The 16,469-nt window shown below is 72.3% G+C and carries 17 protein-coding genes; 10 read left to right on the top strand and 7 right to left on the bottom strand.

Annotated elements, in window-relative coordinates:
* Positions 1 to 4 precede the first annotated feature (4 nt).
* Both ACLBXP_RS15980 and ACLBXP_RS15975 read left to right on the top strand, forming a co-directional pair.
* Entirely contained in the window at positions 5 to 640 is a 636-nt protein-coding gene (locus tag ACLBXP_RS15980) for a hypothetical protein (protein WP_447668717.1), read from the top strand.
* An 11-nt stretch (positions 641 to 651) separates the two neighbouring features.
* Entirely contained in the window at positions 652 to 3,693 is a 3,042-nt protein-coding gene (locus ACLBXP_RS15975; protein WP_447668716.1) for a patatin-like phospholipase family protein, read from the top strand.
* 30 nt (positions 3,694 to 3,723) lie between these two features.
* Here the strand turns inward: ACLBXP_RS15975 and ACLBXP_RS15970 are convergent, their stop codons facing one another.
* The 7 genes from ACLBXP_RS15970 to ACLBXP_RS15940 form a co-directional block, all read right to left on the bottom strand.
* Positions 3,724 to 4,464, bottom strand: coding sequence for a pseudouridine synthase (locus tag ACLBXP_RS15970; protein ID WP_447668715.1), 741 nt, complete (start codon positions 4,462 to 4,464; stop codon positions 3,724 to 3,726).
* A gap of 10 nt (positions 4,465 to 4,474) precedes the next feature.
* Entirely contained in the window at positions 4,475 to 5,389 is a 915-nt protein-coding gene (locus ACLBXP_RS15965; protein ID WP_447668714.1) for a class I SAM-dependent methyltransferase, read from the bottom strand.
* Between the two features lie 79 nt (positions 5,390 to 5,468).
* Complete coding sequence (gene era, locus ACLBXP_RS15960; protein ID WP_447668893.1) at positions 5,469 to 6,371, bottom strand: GTPase Era; 903 nt, start codon at positions 6,369 to 6,371, stop codon at positions 5,469 to 5,471.
* A gap of 89 nt (positions 6,372 to 6,460) precedes the next feature.
* Positions 6,461 to 7,258: a ribonuclease III gene (gene rnc, locus ACLBXP_RS15955; protein ID WP_447668713.1), complete on the bottom strand. Its 798-nt coding sequence runs from the start codon at positions 7,256 to 7,258 to the stop codon at positions 6,461 to 6,463.
* Between the two features lie 11 nt (positions 7,259 to 7,269).
* Entirely contained in the window at positions 7,270 to 8,082 is an 813-nt protein-coding gene (lepB, locus tag ACLBXP_RS15950; protein ID WP_447668712.1) for a signal peptidase I, read from the bottom strand.
* Positions 8,083 to 8,258: 176 nt separating this feature from the next.
* Complete coding sequence (acpS, locus tag ACLBXP_RS15945) at positions 8,259 to 8,672, bottom strand: holo-ACP synthase (RefSeq protein ID WP_447668711.1); 414 nt, start codon at positions 8,670 to 8,672, stop codon at positions 8,259 to 8,261.
* Positions 8,669 to 9,430, bottom strand: coding sequence for a pyridoxine 5'-phosphate synthase (locus ACLBXP_RS15940; RefSeq protein WP_447668710.1), 762 nt, complete (start codon positions 9,428 to 9,430; stop codon positions 8,669 to 8,671). The genes acpS and ACLBXP_RS15940 overlap by 4 nt, the downstream gene beginning before the upstream one ends.
* Before the next feature lie 105 nt (positions 9,431 to 9,535).
* Here ACLBXP_RS15940 and ACLBXP_RS15935 point away from each other — a divergent pair, with 105 nt between their 5' ends.
* The 8 genes from ACLBXP_RS15935 (at position 9,536) to alr (ending at position 16,422) form a co-directional block, all read left to right on the top strand.
* Positions 9,536 to 9,910, top strand: coding sequence for a PH domain-containing protein (locus ACLBXP_RS15935; protein ID WP_447668709.1), 375 nt, complete (start codon positions 9,536 to 9,538; stop codon positions 9,908 to 9,910).
* 294 nt (positions 9,911 to 10,204) lie between these two features.
* Positions 10,205 to 10,681, top strand: a complete 477-nt coding sequence (gene rpsF, locus ACLBXP_RS15930) for a 30S ribosomal protein S6 (RefSeq protein WP_447668708.1) — start codon at positions 10,205 to 10,207, stop codon at positions 10,679 to 10,681.
* Positions 10,682 to 10,684: 3 nt separating this feature from the next.
* Entirely contained in the window at positions 10,685 to 10,939 is a 255-nt protein-coding gene (rpsR, locus tag ACLBXP_RS15925) for a 30S ribosomal protein S18 (protein ID WP_091948993.1), read from the top strand.
* Between the two features lie 131 nt (positions 10,940 to 11,070).
* Entirely contained in the window at positions 11,071 to 12,102 is a 1,032-nt protein-coding gene (locus ACLBXP_RS15920) for a hypothetical protein (RefSeq protein ID WP_447668707.1), read from the top strand.
* Between the two features lie 24 nt (positions 12,103 to 12,126).
* The gene (gene rplI / locus ACLBXP_RS15915; RefSeq protein WP_447668706.1) at positions 12,127 to 12,693 is read left to right on the top strand and encodes a 50S ribosomal protein L9; all 567 of its coding nucleotides are present in this window, start codon (positions 12,127 to 12,129) and stop codon (positions 12,691 to 12,693) included.
* Between the two features lie 293 nt (positions 12,694 to 12,986).
* Positions 12,987 to 14,474 (top strand): replicative DNA helicase, encoded by a 1,488-nt coding sequence (locus ACLBXP_RS15910; RefSeq protein WP_447668705.1) that lies wholly within the window; start codon positions 12,987 to 12,989, stop codon positions 14,472 to 14,474.
* Between the two features lie 35 nt (positions 14,475 to 14,509).
* Positions 14,510 to 15,322 (top strand): DUF29 family protein, encoded by an 813-nt coding sequence (locus tag ACLBXP_RS15905; protein ID WP_447668704.1) that lies wholly within the window; start codon positions 14,510 to 14,512, stop codon positions 15,320 to 15,322.
* Between the two features lie 26 nt (positions 15,323 to 15,348).
* Positions 15,349 to 16,422: an alanine racemase gene (alr, locus tag ACLBXP_RS15900; RefSeq protein ID WP_447668703.1), complete on the top strand. Its 1,074-nt coding sequence runs from the start codon at positions 15,349 to 15,351 to the stop codon at positions 16,420 to 16,422.
* Positions 16,423 to 16,469: the final 47 nt, after the last annotated feature.

Raw genomic sequence — 16,469 nt, 5'->3', positions numbered from 1 at the left:
GTCCATGCGTATTCTGGGATGCATCCTGTCGCTGTGCCTGCTCACGGCCTGCGACTCTCCGAGCCTGAAGGTGACGCAGCTTCAGTTCGGCACGTCGAACACCGTCGCGACCACCGGGAACCTGCGCCTCGTCACCGAGCGCCCGCGGCCCGGACCGGACGGCGTGCTGCGGCCGGTCGTCTGCACGGAGCCGAGCCCCGACTACGCCGTGGAGTTCGGCCGCAGCGGCAACGTCAACCTCAACGTCACCGTGCCCGAGAAGGGCAGCGGCAGCCTCGCGGGGGCCTTCGCGCAGACCGAGAAGGTCACGGAACTGCAGGGCCGCACGGCCGGGGTGCTGGCGCTGCGCGACGGCCTCCACGCGGCCTGCCAGGCCTATGCCAACGGCGTCATCGGCCACGACGCCTATGCGATGATCCTCAGCCAGTACGGCACCCTGCTGGTGGCCCTGATCTCGAAGCCGGACGGGGCCATCGGGCCGGGCTCGGAGAAGCGGGCGGCACTCGCCGCGATGCTCGTGACCTGCATCAGCACCTACGACGAGACCCGCCTGCCGGCCGCGCGCAACCCGATCCTCGACGCACGCTTCTGCCGCCGCGTCCTGCACCAGGGCCTGAGCTACGCCCTGACCCGGACCTGAGGGGCGCAGCGATGTCCCGCGCGCAGACGCCGATCACGCCCTTCACGACCGAGCAGGTCCTCAGGCGGGAGCGTCGCCTGCTGCGGCTCAAGCCGAGCGAGCAGCCCTCCGCCCTGTGCCTGTCGGGGGGCGGCGTGCGCAGCGCCGCGTTCTGCCTGGGCGTGCTGCAGGCTCTGGCGCGCCGCGGCCTGCTCGAGCAGTTCCACTACCTCTCCACCGTGTCGGGCGGCGGCTACATCGCCTCCTGGCTGACCCGGGCGATCGCCAGCCAGTGCGACGACCCCGCCGCCGCCGGCCGGCCCGCGAGCGTCGCGCAGGCGGAAGCGGACATCGCCGGTCCCGAGAGCGACCGCCCCGGCGGGCGGGTGCACGCGCTGCGGCGCTTCACGAGCTTCCTGGCGCCGGAGCCCGGCCTGCTCTCCCTCGACACCCTGACCGGGATCCTGCTGTGGCTGCGCAACACACTGATCACCTGGTTCGTGCTGCTGCCGATCTTCGTCGCGCTGGTCGGCGTGCCGCTCGTCTACGTAGCGCTGACGGCCGCGCTGATTCCCGCGACGGCCGACGCCAGCTGCAAATTGGCGACTGACGCGGGCCTCAGAGGGCCGGCCGACGCATGCTTCAATGGAGCGGCCGACTTCGTCCTGCTCGCCGCCGGCGGCGCCGGCCTGTTCGCGGCCGCGTGCTTCTCGATCCTCGGGGTGCCGAGCCACAGCCACCCCGATCGGCCGGCCTCCGAGATCAAACCCGGCGATCCGGCCCAGACCTTCGGGCCCGACGCGGGTCAGGTGCGGTGGCGGATCATCCTGCCGATCCTCCTCTGGTGCTTCGCCGTCCCGATGGCCGCGGCGCCGCGCATCTTCTCCGATCATCACACCGCCCCCCTGCACGACGTGTTCGGCACCCGGCCGAAGCCCGCCTGCGCCGCGGCGCCGGCCGCCTGCCCGGCGGGCGCCACCGACGACTCCGCCCTCGTCGCCGCCGCGGCGCACGCCGCGAGCCGCGCGCTCGTCGAGGCCCGGGCCGCCTGCCCCGCTGTTCCCGAGCCCGCCGTCTGTGTTCCGCCGATCGCCGAGACCCGGACCTGGACGGACCTGGAATTCGCGTTCCTGCCCCTCCTCGGCCTCGCGGCCTGCCTGTTCGCCTACGGCATCGCCTTCGCCTGGGAGGCGAGCAGGCCCTACCGGACGGGCGACGCGGAGATGGACAAGAAGGCCTACCACTGGCACGTCAAGCTGTTCCGAAAGGGCTTCCTGCCCTGGGTCACGAGCGCCCTCGTCTCCGCGGGCCTCCTCTGGTGGGGCATCTGGGCGGCCAAGGACCTCGACATCTACTGGCTCGCCCTCGCGGGGCCGCTCTGGGTCGCCCTCGCCGAGGCGCTGCGCACCACCGTGTTCGTCGCCCTGCGGCGGGCCGGCCTGCGCAGCGACCTCGACCGGGAGTGGCTCGCGCGGCTCAACGGGACGAAGCTCGTCGTCGTTCTGGCCGCCTGCCTCCTCGGAGTCGTCGTGGTGATCGGAGGCTCGCACCTCACCGCGTGGACCGACAAGGGGATCGCCGCCCTCGCCGGGGGCGGCGTCGCGTCGGGCGGCCTCGTCGCCTGGCTCGGGCGCAGCGCGATGACGGCCTTCGCGGCCCGGGGACCGGAGGCGAAGGGGCGCCAAGTGCCGCTCGCGCTCCTCACGAACCTCGGCATCGTCCTGTTCGGGGGCGCACTCCTCGTGCTGATCGGGCACGGGACGGCGGTGGGGATCGGCCGCATCGCCCTGCTATGGCCCGCCGGGCCCGACCAGCCGCTCGCGATGAGGCCGATCGCGACCGTGGCCATCCTGCTCACTCTCGGCGCCGCCGGGCTGGCCTTCTGGCTCGGCAGCCTGATCAACCTGAACCGCTTCTCGATGCACGCCGTCTACCGCAGCCGCCTGATCCGCGGCTTCCTGGGCTCGGCGCGCAGGCCCGCCGACAAGCGTCCGGACCGATTCACGGGGTTCGACCCCCTCGACAACCTCCGGGTCCGGGACGCCTTCGCGCGCCGCGCGCCGCGGCGGCTGTTCCCGGTGATCAACGTCGCTCTCAACCGGACGAAGGGGTTCGACCCGGCCTACGCCGCGCGCAAGGCCGATTCCTTCACGATCACGCCCATGCACTGCGGCTCGGCCCAGCTCGGCCGGCGGCCTGCCGGGGCCACCAAGGATCCTGCCAAGGACCCCATCAAGGGCGCCTATGTGCGGACAAAGATCTACGCGGGCGAGGAACGCCAGACCGGGCTCGACGACAGGAAGAAGGGCATCAGCCTCGGCACGGCGATGACGATCTCGGGTGCGGCGGCGAGCCCGAACATGGGCTACCACTCTTCAGCCCTGACGGCCTTCGTGATGACGCTGTTCAACGTCCGCCTCGGGGCCTGGCTGCCGAATCCCGGCGCCGGGCTCATCCCGAGGGACATGCGGCGCGGCGGGCCGCGGAACGCAGTACGGGCCCTCCTCTCCGAGCTGACCGGCCGCTCCCGCGACGACGGCGACTTCGTCTACCTCTCGGACGGCGGACACTTCGACAATCTCGGCCTCTACGAGATGCTGCGCCGCCGCTGCGACCTGATCGTCGCCGTCGATGCGGGACAGGACGCGGATTACGGCTACGAGGATCTCGGCCGGGCGCTGCAGTTCGCGGCGATCGACCTCGGCATCGCGGTGACCTTCGCGCCGCCCATCAAGGCGAAGGAGAAGGCCCTGGCGCAGATCGGCGCCCTCGCCTGGATCAGCTATCCGGCGCGGGACGGCCTGCCGGCCGCGGAAGGACGCCTCGTCTTCCTCAAGCCCTACCTGCCCGACGACCTGCCCATCACCATCGCGGCCGGAAAGGTGCGGCGCGAGGCCTTCCCGCACGAGCCGACGCTCAACCAGTTCTTCACCGAGAGCGATTTCGAGAACTACCGCGGCCTCGGTGAGACCCTGACCGAGGCGTTGTTCACGGCTGCCGGTCTCGACGGGACGGACAGAATCGACCTGCGCGACCTGTTCGGGCGCCTCGAGGAGGAGTCCAAGAAGGCCTGACCGGGATCCGGCATCTGAGTCGCCGGACCCTCAGGCCGCGGCGAAGATTCGGTCGATCTCCGCAGCGCCGAGCAGGCGATACGCGCCCGCGTCGAGGTCGGCGGGCAGGTCGAGGCCGCCGACGCGGTCGCGGTGCAGCGCCGTGACGTGGTTGCCGACCGCCGCGAACATCCGGCGGACCTGATGGTAGCGTCCCTCCGTGAGCGTCACGGCCGCGTGCGTGTCGTCGTGGACGTCGAGGGGGACGGGCAGTAGGGGCCGCTCCTCGCCCTCCAGCATCAGGGTTCCGGAGGCGAAGATCGCGCCCTCGCGGCCCGTGAGCGGCCGGTCCAGGGTGACCTGGTAGCGCTTCGTGACGCTCGCCTTCGGCGCGATGATCCGGTGCAGCAGCGCCCCGTCGTCGGTCATCAGCAGGAGGCCGGAGGTCTCCTTGTCCAGGCGCCCGATGGTTGAGATCGCCGGGTCGCGCCGCCGCCAGCGCTCGGGCAGCAGGCCGTAGACCAGGGGGCCGGCCTCCTTGTGGGAGCAGGTGACGCCGAGCGGCTTGTGCAGCAGCAGGGCGAGGCCGGGCGGCGGGTCGACCGGGTCCCCGTCGATGCGCATGCGCTCGGGGAGGTCCGGCGTCACCGGGATGCGCCGGTCGGCATCGGTGAGCGGCGCTCCGTCGAGCACCACGCGTCCGTTGCGGGCGAGCGCCGCCACCTCGCGGCGCGAGCCGTAGCCGAGGTTGGCGAGCAGCCGGTCGAGGCGGAGGCTCGTGCCCTTGCTCACGCCGAACCACTCATTTGCGGGCCTCGTAGACCTTGTAGCCGCCGGCCGCGGCCCGCGGGGTGACGGTCTTGAAGGCCTCGGCGAGGCTGCGCTCGTAGGGCAGGTGCGCGTTCGCGGTGACCCAGAGCGTGCCGCCGGGGCGCAGCGACTCCGCGGCGCGGCGGATGAAGGCCTGGCCGAGGCCGTGGTCGGCATCCCCCCGCTCGTGGAAGGGCGGGTTCATCACCACGAAGTCGAGGCGGGCGAGGCCGGGATCGGGCTCGCGCAGGTCGGCCCAACGTATCGCGGCGCGGGGATCCGTGACGTTGCGGGCCGCCATGTCGACGGCCCGCCGGTCGAGGTCGATGAGCGTCAGTGCCGTCACCTCCGGCGAGGCCAGAACCGCCCGGGCGAGGAGGCCGAGGCCGCAGCCGAAATCGGCGCCCCGTCCCTTCAAGGCGGGCAGGTTCGCGAGGAGCAGCGCGCTGCCGGGGTCGAGCCGGTCCCAGGCGAACACCCCCGGCTGCGTGCAGGCCGACAGGTTCTCGATGTGGCGCGGAGCGCCCGCGGCGATCGCCTCGGCGAGCGGCAGCTCGCCCGCCGGCCGGCTGAGGCGGCAGATGCGGTGGTGGCGCCGGGCCTCCTCGGCGGGCGGGGCGGCGAGGTCGGTGATCTCCCGGCCGAGGCGGGCGCCGCCCCGGTCCTTCGGGGCAAGCGCCAGGAATGCGCCGCCCGGACGCAGCGCCCGCAGCGCGAGGGCGAGGGCGTAGCGCCGCTCCACGGTGCCGGGGGGCGCCAGCAGCGTGACGGCGTCGAGGCTCGCGGGCGCGAGGTCCTCCAGGCGCTCCGACCCGGGCAGGAGGGGCGAGACCTGGATCGCATCGTCCGGCACGGTGGCGAGCTCGGCCGGGGGCAGGCCATAGACGGCGTGGTTGGGGCTTGGCATCGGCGTGTGGGTCGATGAAGTGGGCCGTACCCTGCCCCGCGACGAGGGCGGGGAGCGCGGCGGTTGACGGGGACGGGCGCTAGCCCCGTGGGAATTCCAGGCCCATCTCGCGGTAGCGGGCCGGGTCGTCCGCCCAGTTCTCGCGGACCTTCACGTGCAGGAAAAGGTGGACGCGGGCTTCGGCCACCTCGGCGATCTCGATGCGGGCCGCCTGCCCGATCGCCTTGATGGTCTGGCCGGCCTTGCCGAGCACGATCGAGCGCTGGCTCTCGCGCTCCACGAAGATCGTCTGCTCGATGCGTACGGACCCGTCCGGGCGAACCTCCCACTGGTCGGTCTCGACGGTGGAGCGGTAGGGCAGTTCCTCGTGCAGGCGGTCGTAGATCTTCTCCCGCGTGATCTCGGCGGCGAGCATCCGGATCGGCGCATCCGAGACCTGATCCTCGGGGTAGAGCCAGGGACCGGGCGGCATCATGCCGGCGAGCGTCCGCTTCAGGTCCTCCACGCCATCGCCGTTGAGCGCCGAGATCATGAAGGTGTGCGTGAAGGCGAGGCGCTCGTTCAGGCTCGAGGCCAGGGCAAGGAGCTTCTCGCGCGGGATCAGGTCGATCTTGTTCAGGACGAGCACCCGCGGGCGCTTCACCTCGGGCAGGCGCCCGAGGAGGGCCTCGACCTCCGCGTCGACGCCCTTGCGGGCGTCGATCAGCAGGGCGATCGCGTCGGCGTCGGCCGCGCCGCTCCAGGCCGAGTGCACCATGGCCCGGTCGAGGCGGCGCTTGGGCGCGAAGATGCCGGGCGTGTCGACGAGCACGACCTGGGCCGGCCCCTCCATGAGGATGCCGCGCACGAGCGCCCGCGTCGTCTGCACCTTGCGGGAGACGATCGAGACCTTGGTGCCGACAAGGCTGTTGAGGAGCGTCGACTTGCCCGCGTTCGGCACGCCGATGAGGGCGACGAAGCCCGCCCGCGCGTCGGCCGGCATGGCGGGCAGCGGCGGGATCAGCGGCAGCGCCGGGCCGGCCTCCTCGTCCTCGAACTCCGCGTCCGGTTCGTCGTGCGGCTCGCGCGCCATCATGCTTCCGTTCCCGGGCCGGCACCGCCGGCCTCGCTGTCAACCGCCGGCGCCCCGTCCGGGCTCCCGGGCGCCACGATGCCCTCGCGGCGCAGGACGATGCGGGCCGCCTCCTGCTCGGCGAGGCGCTTCGAGGAGCCCTCCCCGAGGCCGGGCTCGATCCCGGCGACGCGCACCGCGATGCGGAACACCGGGGCGTGGTCCGGCCCGGTGCGCTCCACCACCTCGTAGGCCGGGATCGGCAGGCTCCGGCTCATCGCCCATTCCTGCAGGGCGGACTTCGCGTCCCGGCCGCGCGGGGCGCCGGTCAGCTCGGCGGGGCGGAAGGCCGCCGCGACGACGGCCTGGGCCGCCGCGTAGCCGGCGTCGAGGAAGACCGCGCCGAGGATCGCCTCGCAGACGTCGGCCAGGATGGTCTGGTTGCGCCGGCCGCCGCTCATCACCTCGCCGGGGCCGAGGATGAGGTGGGGCCCGACCTCCCAGGCCGCCGCGACCGCCGCGCAGGTCTCGCGCCGGACGAGCCCCGCGAGGCGCCGGGAGAGTTCGCCCTCGTCGGCGTCCGGGAAGGCCGCGTAGAGGCCGTCGGCGATGGCGAGGCCGAGCACGCGGTCGCCGAGGAACTCCAGGCGCTGGTAGCTGCCGACGCGCCCGCTCGCCTTGCTGACGTGGGTGAGCGCCCGCTCCAGCAGGGCCCGGTCCGCGAAGGCGTGCCCGATCCGCTCCTCGAGCACCGCGAGCGTGGGCTTCGGCTGATGGGCGCGCCGCGCGCGGCTGGAGGGACGCGCGGCGTCGGTCACGGCCGCGATCCTCAGTGGATGGCGCTGAACAGCCGGCCCCAGCGCACCTTGGCGGGCCAGTTCCAGATCTGCCAGGCGGGCGTGCCCTCGTCGATCGAGAAGAAGATCATCTCGGCGCGGCCGACGAGGTTCTCGAACGGCACGTAGCCGACATTGGCGAGGTCGCGCGAATCGGTGGAGTTGTCGCGGTTGTCGCCCATCATGAAGAAGTGGCCGGGCGGCACGGTGTAGAGCTCGGTCTTGTCCCAGAAGCCGTTGTCGCCGTCGCGCTCGATCACGCGGTGGACGACGCCGTTCGGCAGCGTCTCCATGTACTGCGGGACCTTCGTGGCCTGGCCGTAGGGGTCGATCGTCTCGTAATCGGCGATGCGCTCGCGCTTCACCGCCTTGCCGTTGATGTTGAGCACGCCGTCGATCACCTGGATCTTGTCGCCGGGCAGGCCGATCACGCGCTTGATGTAGTCGGTCGCGTTGTCCTTGGGCAGCTTGAACACCGCGATGTCGCCGCGCTTCGGCTCGGCGCCCCAGATCCGGCCCTCGCCCTTGATGGGAATGTATTCGCTCAGCGGCAGCGAGTACTTCGAGTACCCGTAGGAGTACTTCGAAACGAACAGGTAGTCGCCGATCAGCAGCGTCGGCACCAGCGAGCCGGAGGGGATGTTGAAGGGCTGGAACAGCAGCGTGCGCACGACGAGCGCGATGAGCAGCGCCTGGATGCCGACCTTCAGGGTCTCGCGGATGCTGGCCCAGGTGCCGCCGGCCGTGCCGCCCGGCGTGGACCGGATCTCGTGCTTGGTCTCGTGATCCACGTGCGCGCGTTCCATCGGTTCGATCGTCCCCGGCTCGGTACACCCCCCGGCCGCCCCTGGCGCTCCGCCCACGGCCGTCCGGGCCGGACGGCCCGTCGCCGAGCGGCGTGGATTCCGGCGCCGCAACCTGAAAGCTGCGTGCGGCGGTCTAGACCAAGCGGGCCGACCCCGCAACGCGTCAGGACCGCCGGCTAAAGCGCCGGGGTGCCGGGCGGCACCGCCTCGATGATCACGAACGCCTGAGCGAGCGGGGGCTCGTCCGTGAGGGTGATGTGCAGGCGCGCCTCGTGGCCCTGCGGGATCAGCGCGTTGAGGCGCGCGAGGGCGCCCCCGCTCAGCCGCAGGGTGGGCTTGCCGCCGGGCAGGTTCACGACCTCCATGTCCCGCCAGAACACCCCGTGGCTGAGGCCGGTGCCGAGGGCCTTGGCGCAGGCCTCCTTGGCGGCGAAGCGGCGGGCGTAGGAGGGTGCGCGGGCGGCGCGGCGGTCGCACTTCGCCCGCTCCCCCAGCGTGAACACGCGGGCGGTGAAACGGTCCCCGAAGCGGGCGAGCGACTTCTCGATGCGGCGGATGTCGCAGAGGTCCGAGCCGATGCCGACGATCATGCGGGCACGGCGCCGGCGCGGGCCGCGTCCATCGCGGCACGCATGTCCCGCACCGCCTGCGCGAGGCCGACGAAGATCGCCTCCGCGATGAGGGCGTGCCCGATGTTGAGCTCGCGGATCTGCGGCAGCCGGGCGACCGGGCCGACGCTGTCGAGCGTGAGGCCGTGGCCCGCGTGGACCTCGAGCCCGAGGCGGGCGCCGTGGGCGGCCGCGCGGGTGATGCGGTCGAGTTCGTGGCCCACCCTGCCCTCGTTCGCCTCGACCACCGCCTCGCAGTAGCTGCCGGTATGCAGTTCGACCACCGGTGCGCCGAGGGCGTGGGCGGCCTCCATCACGGCCTCGTCCGGCTCCACGAAGAGGGAGACCCGGATGCCCGCCTCGTTCAGGCGCGCGATGCGGGGGGCGAGGTGCGCGCGGGCCCCGACGATGTCGAGGCCGCCCTCGGTGGTGCGCTCCTCGCGCTTCTCGGGGACGAGGCAGGCGGCGTGGGGGCGCACGCGCAGGGCGATGCCGATCATCTCGTCGGTCGCGGCCATCTCGAAGTTCAGCGGCACGGTGAGCCGGTCCTTGAGCGCCGCGATGTCGCCGTCCCGGATGTGGCGCCGGTCCTCCCGCAGGTGCGCGGTGATGCCGTCCGCCCCGGCCTCGACCGCGATCAGCGCCGCCCGCACCGGGTCCGGGTAGGCGCCGCCGCGGGCGTTCCGCACGGTGGCGACGTGATCGATGTTGACGCCGAGGCGCAGGGAGGACGCGGTCATGGGCGGGATCTCGGGGCTGTCCGGGCGGTCTAACGGGTTGCGGCGGCCGTTGGAAGCGCGGCGCGGCTCCCCACATCCTGCCCGAAACCTTGAGGGGAGCGGCGCATGGGCATTCTCGACGGACTTCTCGGCCACGGCAGCGACCTCGCGCCCGGCGAGGTGGACGCGCAGCTCGCCGGCATCCTCACCGAGGGCGAGCCGGTGCGGGTCGCCTTCAAGGTGATCCGCGACCTGTTCGTCTTCACCGACCGGCGCCTGATCCTGATCGACCGGCAGGGCCTCACGGGCCGCAAGGTCGAGTACCTCACGGTCCCCTACCGGGCGATCACCTCGTTCTCGGTGGAGACGGCGGGCAGCTTCGACCTCGACACGGAGCTCAAGATCTGGGTCTCGGGCCGGCCGGAGCCGATCCAGCGCACCCTCCGGCGGGGCGCCAACGTCCTCGGGATCCAGCAGGCGATCGCGGGCTCGCTGCGCTGAGGGTGATCCCCCGGCCCGCGCCCCCTGACCTTGCCAGGGCGGGAAATGTCGGCTATGCGCCGCGCCTCACGTTCGCTCCGGCCGGGGGCTGAACGGACGGTGCCGCTCGCGGCACAGGGTCGGCCGAGAGGCCAAACGTCCCGTCGTCCCGTGTCTCCGCCTTCGATCAACCGCTCGGGCCTGTCATCACGGCTCGAAGGGCTTGGCGCCGGGCACGCGTGAACGAACCGGCCCGATCGGTCCCGCGCCTCCCGCGCGGCCGGCAGGGCCACGGACATCCACAAGGGCCCGCACATGCCTCTTTACGAACACGTCTTCCTGGCGCGCCAGGATGTGACGTCCCAGCAGGTCGAGACGATGGTCGAGACCTACAAGGGCGTCCTCGAGCAGAACGGCGGCAAGGTCGAGAAGATCGAGATGTGGGGCGTCAAGTCCCTCGCCTACCGCATCAAGAAGAACCGCAAGGCGCACTTCACGCTCCTCAACATCGAGGCTCCCCCGGCGGCGCTCGCCGAGATGGAGCGCCAGATGCAGATCTCCGAGGACGTGCTCCGCTTCATGACGATCCGCGTCGAGGAGCTCGAAGCCGAGCCGTCGGCGATGATGCAGAAGCGCGACCGCGACGACCGCAAGGACCGCGAGCGCGGCCGCCGTCGTGACGACGACGGCTTCGGTGGCGGCGGCTTCGGCGGCGACCGCGACCGTGGGGATCGCGGCGACCGGGGTGACCGCGGCGACCGGCCCGAGCGCAGCTTCGGTGGGGAGAACTAAGTCATGGCTTTCGGTGCTGGTGGTGGCGGCGGTGGCCGTCGTCCGTTCTTCCGTCGTCGCAAGACCTGCCCGTTCTCCGGCGCCAATGCGCCGAAGATCGACTACAAGGACGTGAAGCTCCTGTCCCGCTACGTCTCGGAGCGCGGCAAGATCGTCCCGAGCCGCATCACCGCGGTGTCGGCCAAGAAGCAGCGCGAGCTCGCCCAGGCGATCAAGCGCTCGCGCTTCCTCGGCCTGCTCCCCTACGTCATCAAGTAGGAATCGGACCCCGGCCGCCTCGGCGGCCGGGGCACTCCCGGCCGTCCTAGCGGCCGGGGCTTTCCCCCAACGCGCTGGGGCGCTTCCGCCCCTAACCCTGCCCGCGACGGGCAGCGGGACAGCGAGAGATCATGGCTCAGTACCTCGGCATCGGCATCGGCGCGGGCCTCGTCTCCGCCCTCCTGTTCGGCGTCCTGCTGAAGGCGACGCCGCTCGCGATCCTGCTCTACCTCCTGGCGCCCCTGCCGATCCTCATCGTCGGCCTCGGCTGGAGCCACAAGGCCGCCCTCGCGGCCGCCGCCACCGGCAGCATCGCCCTCGCCCTGGTCGTCCAGCCATTCCTCGGCCTCGGCTACGGCGCCTACCTCGCCCTGCCCGCCTGGTGGCTCGCCTACCTGACGCTCCTCGGCCGGCCGCGCGCGGACGGGGTGCTCGAATGGTACCCGACCGGCCGCCTGCTCGGCTGGATCGCGACGACGGCGGCTCTCGCCTTCATGGCCATCGCGGTGATCGCCTCGCCGAGCTACGACGCCTTCGACGCGCAGCTGCGCGACATGGGCCGCTCGGTCCTGCGCATGCAGAACCGCGGCGCGGCCGCACCCGCCCAGCGGAGCGAAGCCCCCGAGACCTCGGGCAAGCCAGCGGGCGAGACCCCCGGCGAGGCGCCCGCCGCGCCGGCCGGAGAGGCGCAGCCCGAGGGCAGCGCGCAGGCCGAGGTCGGCGCCGCGCTCGCCCGGGTGGTGCCGGCTTTCGCCACGCACGGCCTCACCCTGCTGCTGACCTTCTACCTGTGGGCCTCCGCCCGCATCGTGCAGGTCTCCGGGCGCCTGCCGCGGCCCTGGCCGGACCTGCCCGCCACGGTGATGCCGCGCGGGACTCTCGGCCTGTTCGCCGCCGCCATCGCCCTCAGCTTCGTGCCGGGCTACCCCGGCGTCCTCGGCCTCGCCCTCGGGGGAGCGCTCAGCGCCGCATTCGCGCTCCAGGGGCTGTGCGCCTTCCACGACCGCAGCCGCGGCCGGACCGGGCGCCCCGCCCTGCTGCTCGGCCTCTACCTCATCCTCTTCGTGACCCAGGGCGTCGCCCTGTTCGCGCTGACCCTGTTCGGCCTCGCCGACACAGCCCTCGACCGACGCCGCCCCCGCGGCGGCGCCGGCACACTCTGAACCCTCAGCAAAGGACCCGAGACCATGGAAGTCATCCTCCTCGAGCGCGTCGCCAAGCTCGGCCAGATGGGCGAGACCGTGAACGTGAAGCCGGGCTTCGCCCGCAACTTCCTGCTGCCCCGCGGCAAGGCGCTGCGCGCCACGGACAGCAACAAGAAGCACTTCGAGACGCAGCGCGCGCAGCTCGAGACGCGCAACCTCGAGCGCCGCAAGGACGCCGAGGGCGTCGCCGAGAAGCTGAACGGCCAGAGCTTCGTGCTCATCCGCCAGTCCGGCGAGACCGGCGTGCTCTACGGCTCCGTCTCGACCCGCGACCTCGCCGAGGTCGTGACCAAGGAGGGCTTCAGCGTCGAGCGCGGCCAGTTCACGCTCAACCAGCCGATCAAGACGCTCGGCCTCCACACGGTGCCGGTGGTGCTGCACCCCGAGGTCGACGTGACGATCACCGTCAACGTCGCCCGCAGCCCCGAGGAGGCCGAGCGCCAGGCGCGCGGCGAGTCGGTGACCGAGCGCGAGGCGTTCAACCTCGACGACCTCGGCCTGGAGGTCGGCGCGGCCCTCGCCGAGGGCGGCGAGGGCGACGAGGCCTGAGCGTCCGCTGCATCCCGGGCCGCGTCCAGCGGCCCGGGACCCCATTCTGCCCGCGGGGCCGGGGCACCGGTCCTTGAGCCGCCTGCCGCCACGCGCCACCCGGGCCCGGCCCGGTGGATACCGGGGACGCTCCACCCCCGGGGTTGACTTGTTCCTCATATGTTCCAGCATGGGACTCCAGCCGAGTCGGGCGACCGGATAAGCATCGGTCAACCAGGCCGGTGCCATGGTGGCCGGACACGAGGATGCGCGCCGGCTCGACAGAGGCCCGGCCGCGAGCGGAGCAAAGCCCGATGGTCCTGCCGAACGCCCTGACGGCGAAGCTCGAAGCGGTGCAGGCCGAGTACCGCGTCGCGCCCCACAACATCGATGCCGAGCAGGCGCTGATCGGCGCCATCCTGGTGAACAACGACGCCTACTACCGCGTCTCGGACTTCCTGCTCTCTGAGCACTTCATGGAGGCCGCCCACCAGCAGATCTTCCAGGTGGCGTCCCAGCTCATCAAGCAGGGCAAGCTCGCCACCCCGATCACGCTCAAGACCTACCTGGGCGACGCCGATTTCGGCGGCCAGACCGTGATGCAGTACCTCGCGCGGCTCGCCGCCGACGCCACCACGGTGATCAACGCCGGCGAGTACGGCCGCACCATCTACGACCTCGCGATCCGCCGCCGCCTCATCACCATCGGCGAGGACCTCGTGAACGGGGCCTACGAGGCGCCCGTGGAGGCCGCGCCCCGCGACCAGATCGAGGCGACCGAGCGGCGCCTCTACGAGCTCGCCGAATCGGGCAAGTACGACGGGGGCTTCCAGAAGTTCTCGGACGCGCTCACGGCGGCCGTGGACATGGCCGCGAAGGCCTACCAGCGCGACGGCAAGCTCTCGGGCATCGCCACCGGCCTGTCGGACCTCGACGCCAAGATGGGCGGCCTGCAGCCCTCGGACCTGATCATCCTCGCGGGCCGCCCGGCCATGGGCAAGACCTCGCTCGTGACGAACATCGCCTTCAACATCGCCAAGGCCTACCAGGGCGAGAAGCAGCCGGACGGCACCATCCAGACCAAGAACGGCGGCATCGTCGGGTTCTTCTCGCTGGAAATGTCGGCCGAGCAGCTCGCCACCCGCATCATCGCCGAGCAGTCGGGCGTGCCCTCCTACAAGATCCGCCGCGGCGACATCAGCCCGGACGACTTCTACAAGATCACGGACGCCGCCCGGGACATGCAGACCATCCCGTTCTACATCGACCAGACGGGCGGCATCTCGATTGCGCAGCTCGCCGCCCGCGCCCGGCGCCTGAAACGCCAGAAGGGCCTCGACCTCCTCATCGTCGACTACCTGCAGCTCCTCTCGGGCTCCTCCAAGAAGGGCGAGAACCGCGTGCAGGAGATGACCGAGATCACCACCGGCATGAAGGCGCTCGCCAAGGAGCTGTCGGTGCCGATCATCGCCCTGTCCCAGCTCTCCCGCCAGGTGGAGAACCGCGACGACAAGCGCCCGCAGCTCTCGGACCTGCGTGAATCGGGCTCGATCGAGCAGGACGCCGACGTGGTGATGTTCGTGTTCCGCGAGGAGTACTACGTCAACAACAAGAAGCCCCGCGAGGGCACCGAGGAGTTCTTCGCCTGGGAGGCGGAGATGAACCGCGTGCACGGCAAGGCCGAGGTGATCCTCGGCAAGCAGCGCCACGGCCCCACCGGCACCGTGGAGCTGCAGTTCGACGCCAACATCACGCGCTTCTCGAACCTCGCCCAGGACGACCGGATGCCCGACCGGATGTGATAGGGTCGGGCCTGCCCATCCGAGGGAGACGCGACGTGGCCCTTGCGACGAAGAGTCGGCCGATCGACCCGCCGGACCTGAGCGACGTCTTCGAGGGCGAGCGGCAGCTCGTCGGCCTTCTCCTCGCCGATCCGACGATCTACCGGACGGTCGCCGAGATCCTGCGCGGCGAGGATTTCACCGAGCGGCTGCATCGCGGCGTGTTCGAGGTGGCTGGCGAGCTCGCGGCGGCGGGGCGCCCGATAGCCCTCGCTTCAATCCTGCCGCGGGTGAGCGACGTGGGTCCGGACGGCTCACCGGCGGGGACCTACCTCGCGGCGCTCATGACGGCAGCGCCGGGCGCCCGGCGGGCCGAAGCGATCGCCCGGCGCCTCGCGGCGGCCGCCCGGGCGCGGCACCGACCGGACATCTACGGCCTCGACCTCTACGCCTGGGCCTTCGCGCAGGCTCAGCACCTGCGGCGGGGTGCGTTCTCGTCCCTCGACGCGCTGAATCTCGCCGAGGAGATCGAGGACTTGGGCAACGAGATCTACAATCGGCTGGAGAGCGCGCTCCGCATCACCCTCATGCACCTGCTGAAGTGGGACCATCAGCCGGCCCGGCGCACGCGAAGCTGGACACTCTCGATCCGCGCCGGCCGACGCACCGTCGAGAAGACGCTCGACCGGCACCCCGGCGTGAAGGGCCGGCTGTCCCAGGCCCTCACGGAAGCCTACGGCGATGCCCGCCTCGAGGCAGTGGCCGAGACCGGCCTCGACGAGGACACCTTTCCGGCCGCATGTCCCTACGACTTCGACACGATCATGAACCGGCCGATCCCCTGGCCGCCGAGCGAGCAGGACGCCTGACCATCCCCACCGATCCTGCACAGCCGATGCCGGTGCCCCACGGCGCCCGCCTCACCGTCGACCTCGGCGCGGTCGCCGGGAACTGGCGGCGCCTCGGCGCCGAGGCGCCCGGCAGCGCCTGCGCGGCGGTGATCAAGGCCGACGCCTACGGCTGCGGCCTCGGGGCGGTGGGCCCGGCCCTGTGGCGGGCGGGCTGCCGGACCTTCTTCGTCGCGCATCTCGGCGAGGCCCTGTGCCTGCGCGGCCTCCTGCCGGACGCGGTGATCTACGTGCTCAACGGCCTCCTGCCCGGCACCGGGGCGGCCTACCGCGAGGCCGGCCTGCGCCCGGTGCTCGGGTCGCCGGCGGAACTCGCCGAGTGGGCCGAGGCCGCCGAGGGGCGCCATCCGGCCGCGCTCCACGTCGACACGGGCATGAACCGCCTCGGCCTCTCGGTGGCCGAGGCGCTGGACCTCGCGGGCGAGGCGCTCGTCGCGCGGGCGGGCATCGATCTCGTGATGACCCACCTCGTCAGCGCCGAGCGCCCCGGGGACGCGATCAACGCGCGGCAGGCCGCGGACTTCGCGCGGGTCCGGGCCGCGTTCCCGGGGGTGCCGGGCTCCTTCGCCAACTCATCGGGCATCTTCCTCGGCGCCCACGCCCACCACGATCTGCTGCGGCCGGGCTACGCGTTGTTCGGCGGCAACCCGACGCCCGGCCGCCCGAACCCGATGCGGCCTGTGGTGCGCCTCGAGGCCGCCATCGCCCAGGTGCGCGACGTCGCCGCGGGGGAGACCGCCGGCTACAACGCCCGCTGGACGGCACCGGGCCCGCGCCGCCTCGCGACCCTCAGCCTCGGCTACGCCGACGGCTACCCGCGCTCGGCGAGCGGGGCCGGCCGGGCCCTCGTCGGCGGGGTGGCCTGCCCGATCCTCGGCCTGATCTCGATGGACCTAATCATCCTCGACGTCACCGAGGCCCCCGAGGCCCGGCGCGGCGCGACCGCCACGCTGATCGGCGACGGCCTCGACATCGACGCGGTCGGGCGGGCCGCCGGCACCATCGGCTACGAGATCCTGACGGGCCTGGGTTCCCGCTATGTTCGCACCCATGTAGAGTGAGCGCCGGGCCGCCCCCGCGGGCGGCCGGCTCCTCCCGCGCACCCGAG

Source organism: Methylobacterium sp. A54F, assembly GCF_053346035.1.
Note: the sequence above shows the minus strand (reverse complement) of the source record. Positions and strands in the feature narration are given on the sequence as shown.

Bases quoted from the DNA above. Each gene is read 5' to 3' on its own strand.
- acpS (WP_447668711.1), bottom strand. From the start codon at position 8,672: ATGATCGTCGGCATCGGCTCGGACCTCTGCGACATCCGCCGCATCGAG.
- era (WP_447668893.1), bottom strand. From the start codon at position 6,371: ATGCCGGCCGACGCGCGGGCGGGCTTCGTCGCCCTCATCGGCGTGCCG.
- ACLBXP_RS15980 (WP_447668717.1), top strand. From the start codon at position 5: ATGCGTATTCTGGGATGCATCCTGTCGCTGTGCCTGCTCACGGCCTGC.
- ACLBXP_RS15935 (WP_447668709.1), top strand. From the start codon at position 9,536: ATGGGCATTCTCGACGGACTTCTCGGCCACGGCAGCGACCTCGCGCCC.
- ACLBXP_RS15920 (WP_447668707.1), top strand. From the start codon at position 11,071: ATGGCTCAGTACCTCGGCATCGGCATCGGCGCGGGCCTCGTCTCCGCC.
- rpsF (WP_447668708.1), top strand. From the start codon at position 10,205: ATGCCTCTTTACGAACACGTCTTCCTGGCGCGCCAGGATGTGACGTCC.
- ACLBXP_RS15940 (WP_447668710.1), bottom strand. From the start codon at position 9,430: ATGACCGCGTCCTCCCTGCGCCTCGGCGTCAACATCGATCACGTCGCC.
- alr (WP_447668703.1), top strand. From the start codon at position 15,349: ATGCCGGTGCCCCACGGCGCCCGCCTCACCGTCGACCTCGGCGCGGTC.
- ACLBXP_RS15910 (WP_447668705.1), top strand. From the start codon at position 12,987: ATGGTCCTGCCGAACGCCCTGACGGCGAAGCTCGAAGCGGTGCAGGCC.
- ACLBXP_RS15975 (WP_447668716.1), top strand. From the start codon at position 652: ATGTCCCGCGCGCAGACGCCGATCACGCCCTTCACGACCGAGCAGGTC.
- rpsR (WP_091948993.1), top strand. From the start codon at position 10,685: ATGGCTTTCGGTGCTGGTGGTGGCGGCGGTGGCCGTCGTCCGTTCTTC.
- ACLBXP_RS15965 (WP_447668714.1), bottom strand. From the start codon at position 5,389: ATGCCAAGCCCCAACCACGCCGTCTATGGCCTGCCCCCGGCCGAGCTC.
- rplI (WP_447668706.1), top strand. From the start codon at position 12,127: ATGGAAGTCATCCTCCTCGAGCGCGTCGCCAAGCTCGGCCAGATGGGC.
- lepB (WP_447668712.1), bottom strand. From the start codon at position 8,082: ATGGAACGCGCGCACGTGGATCACGAGACCAAGCACGAGATCCGGTCC.